This window comes from Kouleothrix sp. 19917, assembly GCF_057073505.1.
Map to the genome: position 1 here is coordinate 1,894,218 of NZ_CP097099.1, position 21,584 is coordinate 1,915,801.

General features: G+C 63.4%; 17 protein-coding genes. 11 read left to right on the plus strand and 6 right to left on the minus strand.

Annotated elements, in window-relative coordinates:
* Positions 1–129 precede the first annotated feature (129 nt).
* On the plus strand, positions 130–963 hold the full coding sequence (locus tag M1P90_RS07740; RefSeq protein ID WP_483702034.1) for an MBL fold metallo-hydrolase: 834 nt from the start codon (positions 130–132) through the stop codon (positions 961–963).
* 178 nt (positions 964–1,141) lie between these two features.
* On the opposite strand, the gene M1P90_RS07745 is transcribed toward M1P90_RS07740, so the two are convergent.
* The 3 genes from M1P90_RS07745 to M1P90_RS07755 form a co-directional block, all read right to left on the minus strand.
* Positions 1,142–3,706: an IPT/TIG domain-containing protein gene (locus M1P90_RS07745; protein WP_483702035.1), complete on the minus strand. Its 2,565-nt coding sequence runs from the start codon at positions 3,704–3,706 to the stop codon at positions 1,142–1,144.
* 216 nt (positions 3,707–3,922) lie between these two features.
* Positions 3,923–4,366: a hypothetical protein gene (locus tag M1P90_RS07750; protein WP_483702036.1), complete on the minus strand. Its 444-nt coding sequence runs from the start codon at positions 4,364–4,366 to the stop codon at positions 3,923–3,925.
* Positions 4,367–4,566: 200 nt separating this feature from the next.
* Positions 4,567–5,157 (minus strand): hypothetical protein, encoded by a 591-nt coding sequence (locus M1P90_RS07755; protein WP_483702037.1) that lies wholly within the window; start codon positions 5,155–5,157, stop codon positions 4,567–4,569.
* Positions 5,158–5,429: 272 nt separating this feature from the next.
* Between M1P90_RS07755 and M1P90_RS07760 the strand changes: the two genes are divergently transcribed.
* The 5 genes from M1P90_RS07760 (at position 5,430) to M1P90_RS07780 (ending at position 11,610) form a co-directional block, all read left to right on the plus strand.
* Entirely contained in the window at positions 5,430–6,701 is a 1,272-nt protein-coding gene (locus M1P90_RS07760) for a glycosyltransferase family protein (RefSeq protein ID WP_483702038.1), read from the plus strand.
* 192 nt (positions 6,702–6,893) lie between these two features.
* Entirely contained in the window at positions 6,894–8,144 is a 1,251-nt protein-coding gene (locus tag M1P90_RS07765) for a phosphotransferase (RefSeq protein WP_483702039.1), read from the plus strand.
* Between the two features lie 500 nt (positions 8,145–8,644).
* Positions 8,645–10,033: an IS66 family transposase gene (gene tnpC / locus M1P90_RS07770; RefSeq protein WP_409569855.1), complete on the plus strand. Its 1,389-nt coding sequence runs from the start codon at positions 8,645–8,647 to the stop codon at positions 10,031–10,033.
* 192 nt (positions 10,034–10,225) lie between these two features.
* Complete coding sequence (locus M1P90_RS07775; protein WP_483702040.1) at positions 10,226–11,413, plus strand: thiolase family protein; 1,188 nt, start codon at positions 10,226–10,228, stop codon at positions 11,411–11,413.
* A 41-nt stretch (positions 11,414–11,454) separates the two neighbouring features.
* A complete protein-coding gene (locus M1P90_RS07780; RefSeq protein WP_483702041.1) occupies positions 11,455–11,610 on the plus strand; it encodes a hypothetical protein in 156 nt (51 codons plus the stop codon).
* A 68-nt stretch (positions 11,611–11,678) separates the two neighbouring features.
* Here M1P90_RS07780 and M1P90_RS07785 read toward each other — a convergent pair whose 3' ends face one another.
* Entirely contained in the window at positions 11,679–12,431 is a 753-nt protein-coding gene (locus M1P90_RS07785; RefSeq protein ID WP_483702042.1) for a glucosaminidase domain-containing protein, read from the minus strand.
* Positions 12,432–12,658: 227 nt separating this feature from the next.
* Between M1P90_RS07785 and M1P90_RS07790 the strand changes: the two genes are divergently transcribed.
* Complete coding sequence (locus tag M1P90_RS07790; RefSeq protein WP_483702043.1) at positions 12,659–13,423, plus strand: GNAT family N-acetyltransferase; 765 nt, start codon at positions 12,659–12,661, stop codon at positions 13,421–13,423.
* A 2-nt stretch (positions 13,424–13,425) separates the two neighbouring features.
* On the opposite strand, the gene M1P90_RS07795 is transcribed toward M1P90_RS07790, so the two are convergent.
* Positions 13,426–14,121 (minus strand): metal-dependent transcriptional regulator, encoded by a 696-nt coding sequence (locus M1P90_RS07795; protein ID WP_483702044.1) that lies wholly within the window; start codon positions 14,119–14,121, stop codon positions 13,426–13,428.
* 99 nt (positions 14,122–14,220) lie between these two features.
* Complete coding sequence (locus tag M1P90_RS07800; protein WP_483702045.1) at positions 14,221–16,419, minus strand: alpha-amylase family protein; 2,199 nt, start codon at positions 16,417–16,419, stop codon at positions 14,221–14,223.
* 500 nt (positions 16,420–16,919) lie between these two features.
* On the opposite strand from M1P90_RS07800, the gene M1P90_RS07805 reads away from it, so the two are divergent.
* The 4 genes from M1P90_RS07805 to M1P90_RS07820 all read left to right on the plus strand — a co-directional run bounded on the left by M1P90_RS07805 (position 16,920) and on the right by M1P90_RS07820 (position 21,547).
* The gene (locus tag M1P90_RS07805; RefSeq protein ID WP_483702046.1) at positions 16,920–17,441 is read left to right on the plus strand and encodes a Rab family GTPase; all 522 of its coding nucleotides are present in this window, start codon (positions 16,920–16,922) and stop codon (positions 17,439–17,441) included.
* 7 nt (positions 17,442–17,448) lie between these two features.
* The gene (locus tag M1P90_RS07810) at positions 17,449–18,612 is read left to right on the plus strand and encodes a sensor histidine kinase (protein WP_483702047.1); all 1,164 of its coding nucleotides are present in this window, start codon (positions 17,449–17,451) and stop codon (positions 18,610–18,612) included.
* Positions 18,613–18,717: 105 nt separating this feature from the next.
* Positions 18,718–20,058, plus strand: a complete 1,341-nt coding sequence (locus tag M1P90_RS07815) for an amylo-alpha-1,6-glucosidase (RefSeq protein WP_483702048.1) — start codon at positions 18,718–18,720, stop codon at positions 20,056–20,058.
* 88 nt (positions 20,059–20,146) lie between these two features.
* Positions 20,147–21,547 (plus strand): ABC transporter substrate-binding protein, encoded by a 1,401-nt coding sequence (locus M1P90_RS07820; protein ID WP_483702049.1) that lies wholly within the window; start codon positions 20,147–20,149, stop codon positions 21,545–21,547.
* The last annotated feature ends 37 nt before the right edge of the window (positions 21,548–21,584 follow it).

The window sequence follows — 21,584 nt, forward strand, 5'->3', positions numbered from 1 at the left end:
TTGGGATGAACGCCGGAGAGTGTACTTTTGGGATATTGGTGCAGCAGGTGCGCTCTGCCATCAGGCCGGCAATTGGCAGTACAATAGCCAAAACACACTGGCGCGTGCCGCAGTGAGAAGGAGAACTCCATGAGTATGCCATCGAGCGCCGACCTGATCGCCCAGATCGACCGCCTGGCGGTGCCGCCCGGCCAGCTGGCGCTGTGGGCGCTGGGCCAGGCTGGCTTCGTGATCAAGGGCGGCGATATGATCGTGTATATCGACCCATACCTGTCGGGCGAGGTGGCGCGCGATGGCGGGCATGGCCGGCGCTTCCCGGTGCCAATCGTGCCCGGCGCAATACGTCACGCGCAGGCGGTGTTCGCAACCCACGAGCATATGGATCATGCCGATGGCGCGACGCTTGGCCCACTGATGGCGGCCTCGCCGCAGGCCGTGCTAATTACCTCGCCGGGCGGGCGCGATGTGGCGCTGGAAGCGGATGTGCCGGCCGAGCGGATTGTGCTGCCGCGCCTGGGCCAGCCCGCGTCGATTGGCGGGCTGCGCTACACAGCCATCCCGGCCGCGCACTACAGCTACGAGGTCGACGACGAGGGCCATTCGCGCTGGATGGGTTTTCTGCTGGAGTGGAACGGCGTGACGATCTACCATTCCGGCGACACGATTATGATCCCCGAGATCGCCGCTGCGCTCGATGACGCGCGAATCGATCTGGCGCTGCTGCCGATCAACGGGCGCGACTATTTCCGCGATCAGCGCAATATTGTGGGCAACCTGTGGCCGGGCGAGGCCGTGCAGCTGGCGACACAGCTAGGCGCGCGCGTGCTGATTGGCGTGCATAACGATTTGTTCGCCGGCAATCGCGTGAACCCGAGCCTGCTGTTCGACGAGATCGAGCGGCGCGCGCCATTCCAGCGCTGCCATATGCTCCAGCCGGGCGAGCTGTATCTGTATGCGGGGTAGCGCGCTTGAGCTGAGACGAAGGACGAATGACCACGTTGCGCTTCATCTTTCGTCATACCAAAAGTGAAGTGCAAAAAGTTTGGGCCACAGAGCGCACAGAGACCACCGAGTTTTGGGGTACATACTCAGTGATCTCTGTGCGCTCTGTGGCTCAGGCCATGTGTTCTCTGCTAGTAGCCTAACCGCGCCGCGCCAGCGGCACATACACCTGCGGCTCGGGCAGAACAAAGAAGGGCAGCGCGTTCGATGTTCCGCCGCCCGGCGCGGGGTTGCTGACGGTAACGGAGAAGGTGCGCACTGCGGTAAGCAGGCCGGCCGGCACCGTCACCACCAGCTGCGTGGCGCTGAAGCCGCTCGGGATCAGCTCGATGTCGCCGAACTGCACGCGCGAAAGGTCCGTAAATCCACTGCCAGTAATCGTCATAACGATTGACGAACTGCCGACCCATGCGACGTTCGGCAGCAGCGCCACAATCGCCGGCACCGGGCTTTCGCCCAAGCCGGAGATCGTGAAGGTGAGCGCATTCGACTGGCCGCCGTCGGCGGGCAGGTTCAGCACGCTCACGCTGACCGTGCCGGCGCTTGTCAGGAGGTTCGCCGGGATTTGAACGGTGATGGTGGCACTGTTCAGCGTTGCCGGCGTCAGGCTGGTGCCGCCCCACTGCACCGTCGCGCCCGGCGCAAAATTGCTGCCGTGCAGCGTGAGCGTGAAGGCCGGGCTGTTGACTGGCGCAGAAGCTGGGCTGAGCGAATCGAGTACGGGCGCGTTGCTGCTGGTGATTATGAACTTCAGTGCGTTTGATTCGCCGCCAGCATTCTGCGGGTTTACCACACGCACATTCACTGTGCCGGGGGTGGCAAGCAGCGCGGCGGGAACCGTGGCAATAATCTGAGTCGGGCTGAACGATGTGATTTGCAGCGTGGTATTGCCCCACGCCACGGTCGCGTCCTGATGGAAATTCTGCCCGTTCAGCACCAGCGAGAAGGTCGGGCTGCCGGCGGCGGCGGTATTCGGGCTCAGGCTGGTGAGCAGCGGCACCGGGTCAACCGAGGTGCCAGTCACGGTGATCGTGCCCGACATGGTATTCGGGTGGAACGAGCAATGGTAGGCAAACGTTCCGTTGGTGTTGAACGTGTGCAGGAAGGTGTCGCCCGGGCCGAGTGCTGGCGAGCTCCACGAGTCGAAGCTATTGACGTTGCTGATCGTGCTGTGGTTACTTGCGCCGAGGTTCTTCCAGCGCACAGTTGTGCCGGCCGGCACGATCAGGTTGCCCGGCTGAAACGCGAAATCGATGATTGAGACGCCCACCAGCTCGAACGCGCCGATGTCGCAGCGGCCCATCTGTGGCCGGCCAATGCCGCGCTGATCGCTGGCGGCGCAGGCAGTGCCGCCGCTGCCGGGCGTGGCCGGGCTGCCCGCATCCAGCGCCGCCGAGCTGGGCTGCAGGCCGTGGGTGAGCGTCGCGCCGCCATTATCTTTCAAGCTCATCAGCTGCGCGTCCTGGTTCGGGCGGTCGCCAGTGGCGGTGTTGACCACGCACGCGCCAGCGACGGTGCCAACCAGATTGTAGCCCTGCGACGTGAGCGAGCCGGCGCAGTCGGGCGCGGCGCTGCCAGTGTTTTCGGCCAGAATTGTGTTGCGCAGCGTCGCCGTCTTGCCGGCGTCGTTCACCAGGCCGCCGCCGCTGCCGCCCGTGGCAATGTTGCGCGCCACGGTTGCGTTGGCCAGCGTGGCGCTGCTGGCGTTAGCCAGGCCGCCGCCGCTGCTGGCCGTGTTGCCGCTGATGGTGGTGTTGGTGGCTGCCAGCGCGCCAGTGTTGAGGATGCCGCCGCCGCGCGCGCCGCCCGCCGCAGTGTTGCCAGAAATGGTGGACTTATTCAGCGTGAGCGTGCCGCTGCTGAAAATACCGCCGCCGCCAGTGCTGCTGGCAGTGTTGCCGCTCACGGTGCTGCTGTTCAGCTCCAGCGTCGCACCGGAATGAATGCCGCCGCCCGCCAGCGCGGTGTTGCTTTTCACGCTGCTGGTGGTGAGCGTTGCAAAGCCCGAAGCCGCCAGCCCACCGCCATTGCCAGCGGGCGCATTGTTGCTCGTCATTGTCACATTATTCAGGGTGAGCGTGCCGCTGCTGAAAATGCCGCCGCCGTTGCCGGTGCTGGCGCTGTTATTGCTCACGGTCGAGTTACTCAGCGTCAGCGTGCCCTGGTTCGCGATCGCGCCGCCGCTGCCAGCCGTGTTATTACTGAACGTGCTGTCGCTCAGCGTCAGCGTGCCCTGATTGAGCAGCGCGCCGCCACTGCCGCCCGGCAGCTTGCCATTGGCGATCACGAGTTTGCTCATCGTCACGGTGACGCTGGGCAGAATCTGAAAGACGCGGTCGCTCCAGTTGTTGAGCAGCGAGAAGGTAGCGGTGCCGGCCATTTGAAAGATCACCGCCTCGCGGATGTCGAGGTCGCCGGTGGCGCTCATGTCCTCGCCCGGCCCGGCAATGTCAATCGTGAAGGTGCCGCCCGGCACGGTGATTGTGTCTTCGCCGGGGTTGGCATTCGCCGCGATAATCGCCTCGCGCAGCGAACAATCCGAGCTGTTGCACGTGCCGTCGGCGCTGTCGGTGAATTTCGTCACCAGAAAGGTTTGCGGGGCCGCCTGCGCCGCGAGCGCCGGGCCAAACGCCAGCAGCGCGCCGAGGCACAGCAAAACGGCGCGCATCAGGCGCGCAGCAGGGATGGGAATGCGTGGGTGCATGTGCAGCGAGCTCCTCTCACCAGTGAAATATCGCGTGACATGCGGGCAATACCTATTGTAGCATGATTACGCATCCCTGCATACGTTAGGCAATCGTACCTTTGGGCTACTCAGCGCTGGAATGGGAACACAATCGATACACAGATTACACAAATATAATGTTTCCCATCTGTGTAATCTGCGTAATCTGTGGATAAATTTCGGCCCTAATCCCACCTACTCGATTTCTTCCTCGGCCGCCGTTTCGCCGCCAACAGCCGGGAACTCGATGGCAATCGCCTGCATTGGCTCGCCGTCGGTCCAGGCTTTGTGCAGCGATCCTGCCGGCCAGAGCACGGCGTAGCCGGCGTGCACTGCCTCGGCCGGCGCGTTCGGGCCACCCACGCGCACAAAGCCGCTGCCGCCAATGATCAGAAACACAATCGGGTATTCGGCGCTGTGCTCGTCAATCGCGCCCTGCGCATCAAAGAACAGCGCAAACACACCAACCGGCTGTTCCAGGATGATCGGCAAACCCTGGTAGCGTTCAGCTAATTCTTCGCGGCTCATGAGGTTGGCGATGGCGCTGGGCAGCTGAATAACACTGGCCTGCACGCCATGCGCGCCCGGCCGCTGGATGGGCCGGCTCATCTCGGTGCCAAACAAACGCATCTCGGCCATGGCTGGCTCCTTTTTTCACTCCTTGCTGCGCTCAGTCTACCACGCTTGCGTGCCAACGGCAGCGCCCGCGACAAGAATGCCGTGGGCGCTGAATGAATTACAGGTTCGTGAAGGATTTTAGAAAAGCCACAGAGCACACCTGGTCTAAATCCTATACTCCGTGCGCTCTGTGCTCTCTGTGGCTCTATTCTTTCGCTCTCCTACGCGGTTCGGCGGCGGCCCCAGCCCAGGTACAGCCCCGCGCCGATCAGCAGCAGCGGCAGCCACACCAGCCCGCCGGCCAGCAGGCCCGGCAGGTTCGCCGCCGCTACGATCAGGCCAACCGCAAACAGGATCACCGCAGGGATGGCCGGCCACGAGTTAGTCTTTCCGAACAGCGTGCGCCCCACGAACAGGATGGCCAGAAAGCCCAGCGCCAGGCCCCACAGCACCGATACGCCATTGGTCAGGTCGGCAAAGGTGACGCCGGCGCTCAGGCCGGCCAGGATGCTGCCGGGGATGAGCAGGCCATAGATTCGCTTCCAGAACGAGAAAAACAAAAAACAGCTTGCGATCGTCAGCAGCACCATGCCCGGCGCGAGATCAACGCGCACGCCCGCCACACGCCCAAACAGCAGCAGCGCGCCAATCGCGATCAGGCCCAGCGCGACGGGGTTGTTGCGGTTGCTCGTGGGCAGCGCGCTTGGCGCAGCCAGGGGCGGCAGGCCAAGTTGCTGGGTCGGAATCCCTGCCGAGGTGCCCTCGGCGGCGCGGGCGCGCTCGGTGTCCTGCTCGGAATAGTTGGTGCTCATGCATCCTCCTTTTCTATGGAGCATTATCGTAGCTACCTAACAGACGAGGGGAATGAATTGAAGGTTGCAGACAGCAAGTTTGTTAAGCAGGGAGCGGCATTCGGAGTACGCCAGAAGGACGATTCGCGCTGTGCGACGCAGGGGCGTAGCTCTTCGTCCAACAGTTAACAAACAGATCACACAGTGTGAAAAATATCATTGGCGATGTGGGCAGGCTGGGCTATGCTAGGCCCACGAACGAAACGGTTGACGAAACGTGAGGGAGGACCGACATGCAGCGAGTGAAGAGCCAGAGTGTGACGCCACGCTTGATGATGTATTCGCAGGATGGGCTGGGATTGGGTCATATGCGCCGCACGACCTCGATCGCAAACCAGATTGTGCGCGCAAACCCCGATACCGCCGTCCTGACGATGGCCGACTCGCGGCTGGGTCAGTTCTTCGAGAGCAGCACCAACCACGACTACCTGAAGCTGCCGTCGATCGTCAAGGCCGGCCCGGGCGACTGGCGCGCAGTGAGCCTGCCCATGTCGTTCGAGGCCGTGTCGAACATGCGCCGCGAGCTGATCCGCAGCGCGGTGCTGAGCTACCAGCCGCATGTCCTGCTGGTCGACCACATGCCGCATGGCGCGATGGGCGAGCTTCTGCCCACGCTGGCCGCGCTGCGCGCCACGGGAGCGCCCACCAAAATTGTGCTGGGCCTGCGCGACATCCTCGATGCTCCCGAGGTCGTGCGGCGGCGCTGGGATGTCGAAGGCGCATACGACGCAATCGAGCGCTACTACGACAGCGTGCTGGTCTATGGCAAGCGCGACGTGTTCGACCTGGCCGATCAGTATGGTTTCTCCGCCGACGTGCGCGACCGCATGCTCTACACCGGCTATGTTTGCACGCCGCAGACTGCGCGCTACACTGCGCGGGCGCGCGCTAAATACATCAGCAGCAGCGACAGCGAAACCAAGCTGATTGTTGCGATGGCTGGCGGCGGCGCGGATGCCTACCCAATGATGCGCGCCCTGATCGACGCGCTGCCCGCGATCAGCGCCTTGCAGAAGGTGTATCTGGCGATTGTGGCCGGGCCGTTCATGCCCGCCGACCAGCGCCGCGACCTTGAGGCCCGCACGCGTGGCCTGCCCGCCCGCGTTTCGCTCTCGGTCAACGATACGCTGAGCTACATCGAGGCGGCCGACCTGACGGTTGCGATGGCTGGCTACAACACCACCATGGAAATCCTGCGCTCGGGCAAGCGCGCCATCCTGATCCCGCGCCGTGGCCCCAGCGCCGAGCAGAAAATGCGCGCGCGCCTGTTCGCCGAGCGCGGCTGGGTGGAAATGATCGACCCCGACGCGCTGGTGACCGAGCATGTGGCCGCGCAGGTCTGTGGCGCGCTGGCGCGTGGCCCGCGCATGCCGGCCCTCAACCGCCCCGACATCACGGGCGTGGATACGGCGGCGGAAATGCTGCTGGGCATGATGAACGAGGCCGGCGCGGGCGAAACGCTGGAATCATTCGAGCTGGGCATGCGCCTGCCGGTGGCCGCATAATCGCAGCACCATCAGGGCATGTTCTGTTGGAATGGGGAACGAGATCTCTCCACAGATGACACAGATGACACAGATAGGAGGTTTGTATCTGCATCATCTGCGTCATCTGTGGATGAATTTTGGGACTTTGATGTAGAATAGCACTGTCCACAATGCTCAGCCTGAAGAATGTAAGCCCAAACTGGGGGTGTGATGAGCGATCCATATACGTTTGACGCGGATCTGCCCGCGCTGCCGCTCGCCTTCGATCTCGACCGCGTGGCGCGTTTGTTTGCCGAGCAATGGCCGGCCGGCGGCAGCCCGGTGACGATCAGCAAGATCAAGCTGCAAGACACGAAATATCAGCCCCACACGCGCTGCGTCACCACCTACGCGCTTGCCGCCGAGCAGGATGGCGCGGCCCTTCCAACCATTGGCGTGCTGGAAATCACCCCGGCCGGCGCGGCTCACCGTCTTTATCACACCGACACCAAGCTGCCCTGGCTGGCCCAGGCCACCGACCCCGAGGTGATGCGCGCGCATTTCGCGGCGCTGCTGCCCAACGCCACCATCGAGCGCTGCACGGTCACGCCGGTGCGCTACCGCCCGAATGTGCGCTGCGTGTTCCGCTATGATCTCGACACCTCGGCTGGCCCGCAGACCTTTTTCGGCAAGCTGCTGAACGACGGCGGCGAGCTGTCGCTGGCGACGATCACCGCGCTGCACGGCGCGCGCGAGCGCAACCCCGGCATGCCACGCGTGCTGCCGCCACTGGTCTACTGGCCCGACATTCATGTGCTCATTCAGGATGAAGTGCAGGGTGGCGCCGAGCTGAACGACCTGGCTTTCGACCCCAAGCAGGATGCTGCTTTGCGCGAGCGCTGGCTGCGCGATGCTGGCGCGCGCCTGGCCGGGCTGCATGGCTGCACCGAAGTGGCTGGCCCGCCCCGCACCATGGCCGATGATCTCGACGAACTGCGCGAATATATCGCTCCCATGGCCGCCGTCGATGCCGCGCTGGCCGAGCAGTACTGCGCCGCTGTCGAGCGCATTGCCGCGCTGGCGGCCGAGCAGCCCGAACCCAGGGCCAGCGCGGGGCACGGCGCCTTCCGCACCGACCAGTTTATGATCGAAGATGGCGAGCTGGTGATGATCGACCTCGACGGCTTCTGCTGGAGCAACCAGGCGCGCGATCTCGGCAATTTCATGGCCTACCTGCGCTGGAAAGCCATTCGCAAGCCGCAGGATGCCGCGTTTATCGAGCATGTCGGGCAGGTGTTTCTGGAAGGCTACGGGGCTGCCGGCCGGGCGATCGACACGCGCTGGCTGCGCCTGTACGAGGCCGACTCGCTGCTGAAAATCATGGGCCGGCGCTTCCGTAGCGTCACCGCCAAAGAATGGCACCTTGTGCCGCGCCTGCTCGAAGCCGCCAATGCCGTGCTCGACTTGGAGCGGACGGTGTAATTCTATAGCAGTTTGCAGCTGGCAGGAGGCAGTGGCATTTCCACTTTACAATGAGTTTCTCGCCAGCAATGAATGGTCAATCGTTCTGCAAACCGCTATAAAAACAGCGCAATTCTGTAGCTCTGCACCTACGCACTACGCACTAATTTTGGCTTTGTAGTGCGTAGTGCGCAGGTGCATTATGCCTTGCTTGCCCTTTCTGCCACTGAGTAATTTGTACACTCCAGCCAATTTGCGGGTGTGACGGATATTTCTGCAGGGCGGGCTGAAGCCGCTGGAAACAAGCCGCCACGCTCCATTCACCAGCTCACCCGACCGTGAACGGTTGGGCTGAAGCCACCAAGCCTTTGCAGGGCTGCTGCTCGCCAGCCTCGCAGAGGCTTTGTACGATCAGACCGGTCGTTTACGGCCGGGCAGTGCGTCAAACAAGCTGTGTGCAGAACTTTCCGTCACACCGTAACTGTTCACAGTTATCCTAAGCTTATGCTATACTCGGCTGCATGACGCTTGAAGACGAAGTTGAGCGCCTGCGCGCAGTCAATAGCGATTTGCACGCTCGCGTCGGCGAGCTAGAGCAGGCCTTAGCGGCTGCTCTGGCTCGGATTGCCGAACTGGAACAGCACCACGACGAGCCACCACCCTTCGTCAAACCTAATCGACCCAAACCAGCCTCGCCAAAATCGCCGCGCAAGAAGCGAGCACCTCAGCACAATCACAACCGCAAGCGAATGACCCCGACCCGCTCGGTCGAGCATGCGCTTGAGCGCTGTCCCGACTGCCTCTACCGCTTACAAGGCGATAGCCTCGATTATTCGCGTGAGGTGATTGAACTGCCTCAACCGCAGCCGGTCGAGGTCGTCGAACATCGGGTAATCAAACGCTTCTGTCCGCACTGCCAGCGCTGGCACAGCCCCAAGCTCGATCTGAGTGGTCAGGTGCTGGGGCAAGGGCGTATCGGCGTGCGCATCATCAGCCTGCTCGGCTACTTGCGTACCACGCTGCGCTTGCCCATCCGCCGCATCCAGGCGTATCTGCACAGCGTTCATCAATTGCTGCTCAGCACAGGCGAAATCGTGGAATTACTCCATCAGTTGCGGCAGAGGTTGCAAGCCGAGCTCGAGGCGCTCAAGGCACAGGCGCGTGCCAGTCCGATCCTGCACGGCGACGAAACGTCGTGGCGCGAGGATGGAATGAACGGCTACATCTGGGCGTTTTCAACCCCAGGCGAGCAAGCTGTGCGCTACTACGACTACGACCACTCACGTGGACAGGCCGTTGTGAAACGCATGCTGGCTGGTCAGTTTGAGGGCCACCTGGTGAGCGATTTCTACTGCGGCTACAACATCTATGCCGGCAAGCATCAGCGCTGCTGGGTTCATCTGCTGCGCGCGCTGCGGGAGCTGAAGCAGCAGCACGCCGACGATGCGGGGGTACTGCAGTGGGCGCAGCAGGTACGAGCGCTCTACGACGATGCCCAAAGCTGGCTGCGTGAGCACGAGCAGCCGATACGCGAGCAGCGCGAGCAGCAGTACGTGCAACTGACGGCACGGGCGCACGCACTCGGGTTCGCCTATGCGCGGGTCAAAAAGCATGCCTGCCAGGCGCTGGCGAAACGGTTGCTGCGGCACGAGGAAGAGTTGTTCCAGTTTGTGCTGATCGATGGCTTGAGTGCGGATAACAATCTGGCCGAACGCAGCATCCGGCCGCTGGTTGTCATGCGCAAGATCAGCGGCGGCTCGCGCAGCCAGCAGGGAACCAAGACTCGGCTGGGCTTGGCAAGTCTGTTCGAGACCTGGCAGGCACGCAAGTGCAACCCGTTTGAGGAATGCGTCAAGCTGTTGAGCCAAGGCGCAACCTCTTCGACCGAATGTTCTTTACCCCAACAGTGAACAGTTACGTCACACCCCCAATTTGCCCGAATCCTCTTTTTCTGCTATGATGCGCAAGCCTTGACCGCAAGACGAGCACGCCGCTGTGTCCGCCTCGCTGCTGACCCGCGTGCCCGCACGGCGGGATTTTTTGTGCCCAGGAAGAAAACGATACGCCTTCAGAGCGTTGTTTCTGGTTTTTGGTGAATAGATATGAACGATCAAGATATTGTGATCGTGGGCGCGGCGCGCACACCGATTGGCAAGTTCCAGGGTGCCTATGCCGGCACCAGCGCTACAGCCCTGGGCGGCGCTGCCGTGCAGGCGGCCGTGGCGCGCGCGGGCATCGACCCGGCGCTGATCGACGAGTGCATTCTGGGCAATGTTGTTGGCGCGGGGCTGGGCCAGGCGCCTGCGCGCCAGGCCGCAATCGCTGGCGGCCTGCCCGCGAGTGTTGGCGCGCTGACGATCAATAAAGTGTGCGGCAGCGGCTTGAAGGCCGTAATGCTGGCGGGCGCGCTGATCCGCAGCGGCGAGGCGCGCGCAATTGTGGCTGGCGGCATGGAAAATATGACGCGCGCGCCCTACCTGCTGCCCCAGGCCCGCGCCGGCTACCGCCTCGGCAATGGCGAGCTGGTCGACGCAGTCGTGAATGACGGCCTGTGGTGCGCCTTCGAGCACCATCACATGGGCCAGTCGGCCGAGTGGATTGCGCGCACCTTCGACGTGAGCCGCGCCGCGCAGGATGCCTTTGCCGCCGAGTCGCACGCCCGCGCCATTGCTGCGCAGGATGCGGGCATGTTCGCCGACGAAATTGCGCCGGTCGAGGTTATGGCCGGGCGCGGCAAAACCACGACCATCCGCGCCGACGAGCCGCCGCGCCGCGATACCGACGCGAAGGTGCTGGCCGGGCTGCGGCCCGCCTTCGCCAGCGATGGCAGCGTGACGGCCGGCAACGCGCCCGGCATCACCGACGGCGCGGCCGCGCTGGTGGTAACGAGCGGGGCTGCCGCGCGCGAGCTTGGGCTGACGCCACTGGCGCGCATTCTCGGCGCGGCGCAGGCTGCCGTTAAGCCGCTGGAGCTGTTCACCGCGCCAGTGTTTGCCGTGCGCCGCCTGATGGAGCGCACCAACACTACGCTCGACAGCTACGACCTGTTTGAGATCAACGAGGCATTTGCCGCCCAGGTGGTTGCCAATGGCCGCGAGCTTGGCATCGACTGGGACCGGCTGAATGTGCACGGCGGCGCAATTGCGCTGGGCCACCCAATCGGGGCTAGCGGCGCGCGCGTGCTGGTGACGCTTCTGAATGCGCTGCGGCGGCGCGGCGGCCAGCGCGGGCTGGCATCACTCTGTCTGGGTGGTGGCGAGGCGGTGGCACTAGCCGTCGAGCTGCTGTAATTCTGCGACCTCTCAATTTACATACATCAGGAGGACCTGGCATGACCACCGAAGATCTGCTCGCAATCATCGAAGAAGGGCTGGAGAATGGGCGAATTCCGCCATACCTGGCTGCCTATATTGCTGCCGAGGTAACCGGTGTGGACGCGATTGCAACAGGCTTCGACGATCGTGTGCGGCTGGAAGGCGACGAGTAACTTCTTCTGCACCAACACCGAGGCGGCTGCGGGCGAAATGCTCGCAGCCGCCTTTGTGTTACAAGAAATTATTCGCCCCGCATGGTCAGCGCAAGTTCAACAATCCGCTCGCCATAGCCATCGCCGGGGACGGCCCAGCGCCCATTCAGCCCGCAGATCGTTGGCGCGCTGCCGCGATAGCTGGCCGGCAGCGGGCGAATACCCAGCGCGTAGTCGATCAGCTGGCGCTGGGCGTCGCTGGCGGCATCGTCGGTGAGGGCGTAGGCCAGCAGCCGCCCAAGGTGCGCGGGAATGCCGTGGTCGTCCCAGGTGGGGAAGCTGACGCCTTCGCGCCACAGCTGCACACTCTCATCCCACACCCAGTTTGCGCCGGGCGGGCTGTCGCTGCTGCTGTAGGCGGTGCGCCCGGTCACGCCGATGCCAGCCGGGTTGCGGCGCGGGCGCTGCGACCACCACGAACTCATGTGGCCGGTTTCGTGGCCCATCTGCGCCAGCGCCAGAAACCAATCCATGCCCGCCCAATCACCTAAATCGCGATAGCGTGCCACAATCGTCTCAACGTCGTAGGCGGTATAGCCAGCCGAGCAGCGCGCGCCGAACCATGCGCTGGCCTGCTCGGGGGTGCCGCTGGCCGCGCCAACGATCGGCGCATCGCTGTGTCTGAGTGGCGGTGGCTCGGGCGGTGGCGCGGCATTGCCCTGCGCGATTGGAATATACACCTGCGGTGGCGCGGAATCCTGGGCGCGCGCAGGCAGGCGCTCGGCGGCGCAGACTGCCAGCGTTGGAAGGGCAAGACGCAGGAATTGGCGGCGTGATGGCATGATGTTCCTGTACTTGGCAAGCGGCACGGAGCAGAATCGACCAGAATGAGCAGGCAGTTCGCCTCGATTGGGCGATGCTATCGCGGGGCCATGCGAATTGCCTTAAAGGTACCGATCAAGGTGATGGATACGACACGCGCACAACGGGCGAGATCGAGCGGGCGTATTTGATTGCCCGAACCTGTTGCGTAGGCTATAATATCACATCTTTATGAAAGTGAGTGTTTATGCTCTCGATTGCAGCATTGCAAGACTATTTGCGGCGCGCGGCGGCTCCACTGCGCGAAGTAGTGGAGATCGATCCGTTTACGCTGTTCTTTTCGAAAAATAGCCCCGAAACGTATTATAACTATGCAGCACCTAACCATCCATGCGGGGGCGATCTGGCCAAACCGCTGGCCGCGCTGCGCGCTGTGTTCGCGGCGCATGGCCGCAAGCCGCGCTTTGAGTTTATTGCCGAGTATGCGCCCGACCTGCCTGCCGCGCTCGAAGCCAGCGGCTTCACCGAAGAATCGCGCTTGCAGCTGATGCTGTGCACGCCAGCCACGCTTGCGCCGCCGCCCGCCCGCGCCGATCTGCGCGTGGCAACGATCGATCAGCACGCGCCGGCCGAGGCGTTGCGCGAAAATATGAATGTGAACGAGCTGGGATTCAACCCCAACGCCACGCCAGTTGGCCTGGCCGAAGCCGACGATTTTCGCTACCGGCTGGGGAATGGGCGCATGTTCACGGCCTACCTGGGCGGGCAGGCCGCCGGCGCAGGCATGTATACCGCCCCGCTCGATGGCCTGACCGAGCTGGTGGGCATTGCGACACTGCCCGAGTTTCGGCGGCAGGGGGTGGCGGCCGCGCTCACAGCGCACGCTGCGCAGGAAGCATTTGCGCATGGCGCTGCTGCTGTGTTCCTTAGTGCCGCCGACGCGAAGGCTGGCCGGGTGTACGAGCGGGTGGGCTTTCAGCCGTATGCGACGGCCTTGTCGTTTCTGGGGTAGCGCTAGCTGGCCGCGCGCGTGATGTAGATCTCGCGGGCCAGCCGGCGGTCGATCGCGTGCGAGGCAGCGCCGATGCGCACGGTCAGCGGGCCATCGAACGGCGCGCTGGCCAGCACTTCGAGCTGCGCGCCCGGCACCATTCCAAGGTCGGCCAGGTAGCGCAGGCGCTCGGGGTGCTGGTCGCGCACGCGGGTGATGCAGCCGTGCTCGCCAATGGCCATGTCGGCCAGGCTGGCGGCCTGGTTGGTGGGCATCGTGCCTTCGCGGGTGGGTATCGGGTCGCCGTGCGGGTCGGCGATTGGCTCGCCCAGGTGGGCAGCAATACGCGCCTCGAGCTTTTCGCTGATGTGGTGCTCAAGGCGTTCGGCTTCTTCGTGCACCTCATCCCAGCTGAAGCCAAGCGTCTGCACCAGAAACAGCTCGATCAGGCGATGGTGGCGCACCACCTCCAGCGCCAGCCGCTCGCCGCTTGGCGAAAGCTCGACGCCGCGGTAGGGCGTGTAGCTCACCAGTTGCAGATCGGCCATGGTTTTCAGCATGCCCGTGACCGAGGCCGGCTTGAACCCCAGATGATCGGCCAGCAGCGATGTGCTGACCTGCGGGTTGGTGCGGCCCAGGGTGTAGATCGCTTTCAGGTAATCCTCAACCGCCGGGCTGATGCGCTCGCCGTGGCCGCCTGGCGCGCCAACAAGTGGCATAAGAATATCCCTCGTTTCTCTCACTCTGGGGGGAAAAACCCTCGCTTCTGCGCTAACTATACCCTACGGCTCTGGCAGCGTCAAGGGCGGGTGGCGCGCCTACTTGCCGGCAACGGCGGCAGCGCGCGCGGAGTACGCCGCCAGCGAAAGCGCGCCCAGCGGCTCATCGGTGGGGGTGGTGGCTGGCGCGGCACGCACCGCCAGGCAGTAGGCGGTGAATGGCTCGAGCGTCATTTGCAGCGCCAGCAGATCGTCGCGCGCCCAGACCTGCTGGCCGGCCTCGGCCCAGGTTCGCCGCGAAAACAGCTCGTACAGCTCGTACTCGCCTTCGGCCAGCGCCAGCCGATCGACTGGCAGGCTCAGCACCACAGTATGCTTGTGCGGCCCAACATTCAGCACGCCAATCAGGTGTTCGTGCTCGGCGCTGCGCCACACGGCAAACACCTGCGGGCTGGAGCAGGGCAGTGCGTTATAGACGGCGCTGGCCTGGCGCAGCGCGGCGAAATCGGCCCGCGCCCGCAGCAGGTTGCCAATAAACGCGCCATCGACGCTATCCTGATCGTGACCGATCAGCGGCGTAAACCCACACAGCACCATCCCCGCCAGCAGCATGCGGCTCAGGCGCGAGCCGCGCAGGCCATCGGCCAGCGGGCTGACCAGGCGCGTGCGATAGTATTCGGTGAAGCAGATCGGCGTGGCGCTGCGCGGCAAGGCCAGCGCGGCATCTTCCAGCCACGCGCCAAGCTCCATGGGCGATATCTGGCCGAGCCCAAGCTGAATAAACATGTGGTGCGCAACTTCGTGCATCGCGCCATCGTGCAGCGATTCGTAGAGTGGGCCGGCCAGCGCGCCAACCAGCACGGCATCGCTGCGCAGGGCCAGCATGCCACGCCGCAGTTGCTCGATCAGGTCAAGCGCGCCCATGCGCAAGTTTGGCAGCGCCGGGCGCGCGCCAGGGTGTGGCGGCGTGACGACGCGCGGCATCAGGATGCGGAAGCCATCGAGCGCATACGATTGCAGCTGCGCAAGCGCCCATTCGAGCATCGAGGCGCGCAGCCCAGCCTGATCCCAATCGAACGGGGCAATGCCCGCATGCTGGCCAAGCCGGGCGACCTGGCCGGCACTGTCGTAGCAAAACCATTCAGGGTGGTGCTCGACCAGTGGCGCGTCGGTGGCGCAGCCTTCCAGTGGCAGATCGAGCAGCACGCGCATCCCAAGATCGTGCGCAGCATCGGCCAGCGCGCGCAGCTCGCCTGGTGGCCCAAGTGTCGGGTCGGTCTGCTGGAGATCGCGCAGAGCGTACAGGTCGCCGGAACCTCCCCAGTTGCCATCCCAGAGGCCACCGCTGAGGTTTGCAAAATCCCAGACTGGCAAAAGGCACAGGGTATTCAGCCCCAGCGCGCACAGTCGGGGCAGCTGGGCGCGTAAGCCACTGAAACCACCCCACAGCGCCGGGTGCGTTTCGTAGATCGCTGCGTCGCGCAGCCAGGCGGCCGGCTGCTCAAGCGGCTGCAGGCCGCACAGGGCCCAGGTGCGGCGCACAGCGCTCAGGGCTGCGGGCCAGGGCTCGCGCAGCAGCAGCAGCCATTGCGTGCCTGCCACAGTGCACTCATCGGCCTGGAGCACTTCGTCCAGCTCGACTTCATGGCACAGCGTCAGGGCGCGGCCATTGCCATGCACCTGCGGAGTGGCGGTGCCAACCGAGCTGAAATACCAGCATGCCAGCGTTTCTTCGCTGGCTGGGTCGTGCAGCATCAGCACGCCTGGGCCTTCGGTGGGGGCGCGCTCGAACTGCGGGGCAGCTGGCGCATTCGGCCCACTTTGCGCAACCATCGCCAGCGGGGCGTGCGGGCGGGCGCGGTTGCCGGGCGCATCGAAACGGCACGAATCGAGCGCGCCGACACAGGCCCAGGGCAGCAGCAGCCGCACGCCGCGCAGGTGCAGGGCATCTTCGCCAGCATTGCACAGCGTCACGCGGCGGGCCAGCAGCGTGCCGGTGATGCGGTAGCTGTCGCGCACAATCAGCGGGCCAATGCCGATGGTAATCGTCAGCTCAGCGCCTTCGCCTTCGTGGGTGCTGTGGCGCAGGTAGCGCACAAAACTCTGGCCAGCCAGCCAGCCCCGATCGCTCAGCTCGACATCGACCGTTGGGGCGGGCGCGCCAAATCCAATGATGTTTGCCCCGCCGGTGCGCCGCAATTCGCGCAGCCCGCCATCTTCCCGCGAGAACGCGACCATCAAATCCGAGGTCGTGATGGTGACGCTATCGCGTTGCTGATTAGTGGTGAAGCTCGCCATGGTGCCTGCCCCTGGGAATGTGCTCGACGCGGCGGAACGAAGTGGCTGGAGAATCTCGCGCTATTCTACCACATGCGCTGATGCAGCAGAGGTTTTGCCTGGCGCATTTGCGCGGGCGTTTCGCGCCAACCCCGGCCGGTCAGATTATACTTTTATATGTAAATGATCGAATGTTTATATATACATAGTGATGTACTGGCGAAATTTGCAATCATACAGACAGTTCGTACTTTTATGAGAGGGTAAGTATTCATAGCTGCTGGAATTTACGGCTCTACTGTGCAGAAATTTTGTGTGTTCATATTTTCGCTTGTATATATTACGCATTCGCTAGCAAAACCGCCGATGTTGTTGTATACTAACCGGGTTCCGAGAGCGTGTATGTGTTTCTGGCCCAGGTTGGCTTGTCAGTCGTTTGCCGCTATTTGTGCGCAGATATTTTTACTGCATTATTATTTTTTTGTTAAGAAATAAATAGTTTTCGGTACTTTTGCACAACCATGGCAATCAACAAAAAGATTTGTTTACTCGGTGGTGAACTTTCTGGGAAGACCTCGCTGGCGCGCCGGTTTGTGCACGGCCAGTTTGAGGAGGCATACCGGCGCACCAGTGGCGTTCGTGTTCTTCGAAAACGGCTCGGTGCACCCACGCGCCACGGTATCGCTGATCTTGTTTTGCTGATTTGGGATGCAGCTGGTGCGATTGCGCCTGCTCAGTATAAAAGTTATGTACGCGGTGCCGATGGCGCAGTGCTGGTATGCGCCCTGAATGATCCTGTGTCGCTTCAAACCCTGCCGCCGCTGCTGGCCTTGCTGCGCAGCGTGGAGGCGGGCGCGCAGGCGATTATCGCCGCCACCAAAAGCGATATTCCCGGGCAACAAGTAGCGCGCGCAGACCTTGCCGACTGCGCCGGGCAGCTGGGCTTGCCGTTCGGCATTGTGAGCGCGAAAACTGGCGATGGCGTGCATGCGCTGTTTGTCCAGCTGGCACAAATGGCTGCCGATGGCGGCCAGCAACAGTGAGGCTCGTATGGACCACGCAATTGTCGATACGATTTTGCAGACGCAGCGCCTTGCGTATATGCTCGCTGAGGCCAGCCTCGGGATTGCCACGGTGCATGGCGCTGCCACGCTTGCAGCACCGGCGATGCGCCAGCTTGCGGCAGGTTTACCGCTGCTCAGCGTCTTCCCCGAGCTTGCCGAGAAAGCAAGCCAGCTTGAAGCGGTACTTGCCGGCACCCTCCCGCAGCTTAAACTTCCCTTGCTGGCCCGCCCGCACGATGATGGCGGCACTGCATTTTTCTCGCTGTCTGTCAGCCGCTACCAGGCGCCTGCTGAAGCAGCACAGCTGCTGGTGCAACTGGCCGATGTCACCGAGCAGTGCCGCTTGCACATCCAATCGGCCGAGCACGACGCAGAACTTCACTACCTGAGCAGCCAGCTAAACCAGCGCCACACCGCGCTGCAAACCGTTTCCGACGAGCTGCGCCGCGCCGACCAGGCCAAAACGAATTTTGTGAAGGTTGCCGCGCACGAGCTGCGCAACCCGCTCACCCCGCTGCTTGGCTACCTTGAGCTGCTGCTCGACGAGGAATGCGGGCCACTTGCGCTCGAGCAGCGCGCCACGCTTGAGGTGATGCTGGAAAATGTTCTGCGCCTGCGCAATGTCACCTCGAACCTGCTCGACCTTGCGCAGATCGAAATGGGGCTGGTTGAGCTGGTGCTGCACCCGACCGACTTGCTAACGCTGGTGGAAATGGTCTATGTGGGCTACCACGAGCAGCTCGCACGCAAAAAGCAACAGCTTGAACTGATCGTTGGCGATCTGCCACTGGTGCTCTGCGATGAAGTGCGCGCGCCTCAGATTATCGACCAGATCATCAGTAACGCCTGTAAGTACACGCCGCCTAACGGGAAAATCACGGTGCGTCTGGAGTGCCACGACGACGCACTGGTTGTGCTGACGGTGCAAAACAGCGGCGCTGGCGTGCAAGCCGCCGACCAACCCTACCTCTTTGATGCGTTTTTCCGCACACCGGCCGCGGCAGTGGCGAGCAGTGGCACCGGCCTGGGCCTGCACCTGGCGCGGCTGCTGGTTGAGCTGCATGGCGGCTCGATCTGGTTCGAGCCACGCGATGGCGAAGGCGCTTTGTTTGGCCTGACCTTTCTGGCCTGCGAGGCCACGCCAGTTTGACAAGCGCACCCCCACCTGCTATAACATCCTGCGCAGCACCGCCCATCATCACGATCGCCACGAACCGCCACCTGGCCTGCGCATGCAGGTATCGCGAGATTCTCAATGACCAGTGCATCACAGCTCATCGACGAAACCCGCCAGCGCGCCCATGAGGTGCTTGGCCGCTGCGTCACAACCCACGGCTTTCGTGCTTCGGGGCTGGCAGCTGGCTACCCGCAGATCTGGGCGCGCGACAATGGCGTAGTCTTTCTGGGCGCGCTGGCCACCGGCGACGCGCAAATGCTTGCCACAGCCCGCGCCGCGCTCGATACCATGGCGGCGCACCAGTCGGCGCGCGGCCTGATCCAGCTGAATGTCAACCCCGACACTGGCTACGTGAGCACCGAAAATGCCGGCGCAACCGACTCGAACCTGTGGTACATCCTGGGCCACTACCTGCATTTCCAAACCAGCCGCGATCTCGCCTTTCTCCAGCGCCACTGGCCGAGCATCGACCGGGCGCTGCTGTGGCTGGAATACCAGGACATGAACGAATGCGGGCTGATCGAAGTGCCCGAGGCTGGCGACTGGATGGACCTGCTGGCGGTGCGCTACAACACGCTGTACGATAATGTTCTTTACTATGGCGCGGCGCTGGCGCACGAGCAGATGGCTGCTGCGCTCGCGCCCACGCAGATTGCCACCCATAAGCTCGCAGTCGGCGCAGCCGGCATTCACGAGCGCCTGAACCTGCTGCTGTGGATCGACCGCTGCTGGGTGGCCGAGCATTTCGCCACGCAGCTCGAACGGCTGAAATCCTTCCGCCTGGAGTGGTACATGCTGTATCACAACATTGGCACGATCTCGAGCCGGCCCTATTACCTGCCCTGGGTGGCATTCCGCGAATATGGCGACTGGTGCGACAGCCTGGGCAATGTGCTGGCCATCCTCACTGGCGTGGCCGACTGGCACCGCGCCGAGCATATTTTGCGCTTTATGCGCCAGGTTGGCATGCACGAGCCCTACCCGACCAAAGCCATTCACCCGCCGATCTACCCTGGCGAAAGCAACTGGCGCGAATATTACCGCAGCCGCAACCTGAACCTGCCGCACCAGTACCATAACGGCGGCATCTGGCCAATGATCGGCGGCTTTCATGTGGCGGCGCTGGTGCGCCACAAATGGGCCAGCCATGCCGAAGAATTGCTCGTGCGGCTGGCGCAGGCCAACCAGCAGGGCATCACCGCCGACTGGGAGTTTAACGAGTGGATGCACGGCAATAGCGGCCACCCCATGGGCTATTCCCAGCAAGCCTGGTCGGCCTCGATGTTTTTGTACGCCGAATCGGCGCTGCGCACCGGCACGCTGCCCTTGTTCGACGATCTGCTGGCCGCCAAGCCGGCGGCGGCGATCGCCAACGAGGTGAACGACATGATCGAGCGCGCGGGCGGCGGGCCGATCTAGCCCTTCCCCAGCCTATTGATCCACGGCGCCGCGCAACCGCCGCGCCGATGGTCGTCATAGGAAGTGTTCTGTTCAGAGGAGGTAGTTCATGCACAGGCTCAGATCTCCCAAGCTCGCCGCGCTCCTATTGATCGCCATGCTCCTGCTGGCGGCATGTGGTGGCGGCGGCGCGACACCCTCGGGCAGCGCCACCAGCGCGCCGGCTGCCGGCGAGCAGCCCACCGCAGCAGCAAGCGCCGAGCAGCCCACTGCGGCGACGGCAGCCAGCGGCCAGCAGGTCACCGTCACCTGGGGCTTCTGGGGCAGCCCCGAAGAAAAAGCCAGCCACGAAAAAGTTGCGGCTGAGTTTATGAAGACCCACCCCGACATCAAGATCGAGATCTGGCACCAGCCGTGGGACGATTATTTCACCAAGCTGAAGACGCTGTGGGCCAGTGGCGATTCCAGCCAGATTCCCGACGTGCTGTTCCTGTGGCCCACGCCCAGCTATGCCGCCACCGGCGTGCTCGAAGACCTGACGCCCTACATCCAGAAGAGCAACTACAACACCGGCGACTACTGGCCGGCGCTGCTGGAGTCGGCTTCCTACCAGAACAAAATCTACGGCTTCCCGCGCGATATTGGCGTCGAGGCGCTGTACTACAACAAAGACCTGCTCGACAAGGCTGGCGTGGCCTACCCAACCGACAAGTGGACCTGGGACGACCTGAAGGCCGCGCTGCAGAAGCTGAGCGTGGTTGAGGCGAATGGCCGCGTGAAGCAGTATGGCCTGGCCATGGAAGGCGGCAAGTGGTCGCTGTGGCTGAACCAGAACAAAGCCGGCATGCTCGACGACATGCGCAACCCTTCGAAGTGCACGCTCACCGAGCCGGCCGCGCTTGACGCGATCAAGTTCTTCGCCGGCCTGATGAACGACAAGCTGGCCATGCGCGATGCCGACCTGAGCCAGGCCGGCGGCGACGCAGCCGTGTTCCAGAGCGGCCAGGCGGCCATGATCATCCAGAACTCCAGCCGCGTTTCGGCCTTCAATGCCGCCGGCCTGAAGTATGATGTCGCGCCAGTGCCGATCCCGGTGAACGGCCAGCGCGCCGCCAGCGCCGGTGGCGCAGCCTGGGTGATGAGCGCCAAGAGCGACAACAAAGACGCCGCGTGGACTTTCCTCTCGTGGCTGCAAAGCGCCGACGGCGGCGAGAAGCTCTACACGCAGTCGGGCGAGATCTTCCCCGCGCTCAAGACCGTGGCGCAGTCAGATGCTTTCCTGAAGAGCAACAACCCGCCGGCCAATCGCCAGGCCTTCCTGACCGAGGCCGAAAACGCCAAGGTTGGCCGCTTTGGCTACTTCCCCGACTGGGACGAGCTGGGCGGCTCGATCATCGACTCGGGCTTGCAGAAAGTGTGGGCCGGCGAGCAAACTGCCGACGAAGCGGTGCCCGCCGTCTGCACGCAGGTCGATGCCTTCCTGAAGGATAAGGGCTACCCCAAGCAATAGCCCGCACACACCCGCATTGCAGCGCGCCTCGCCATCC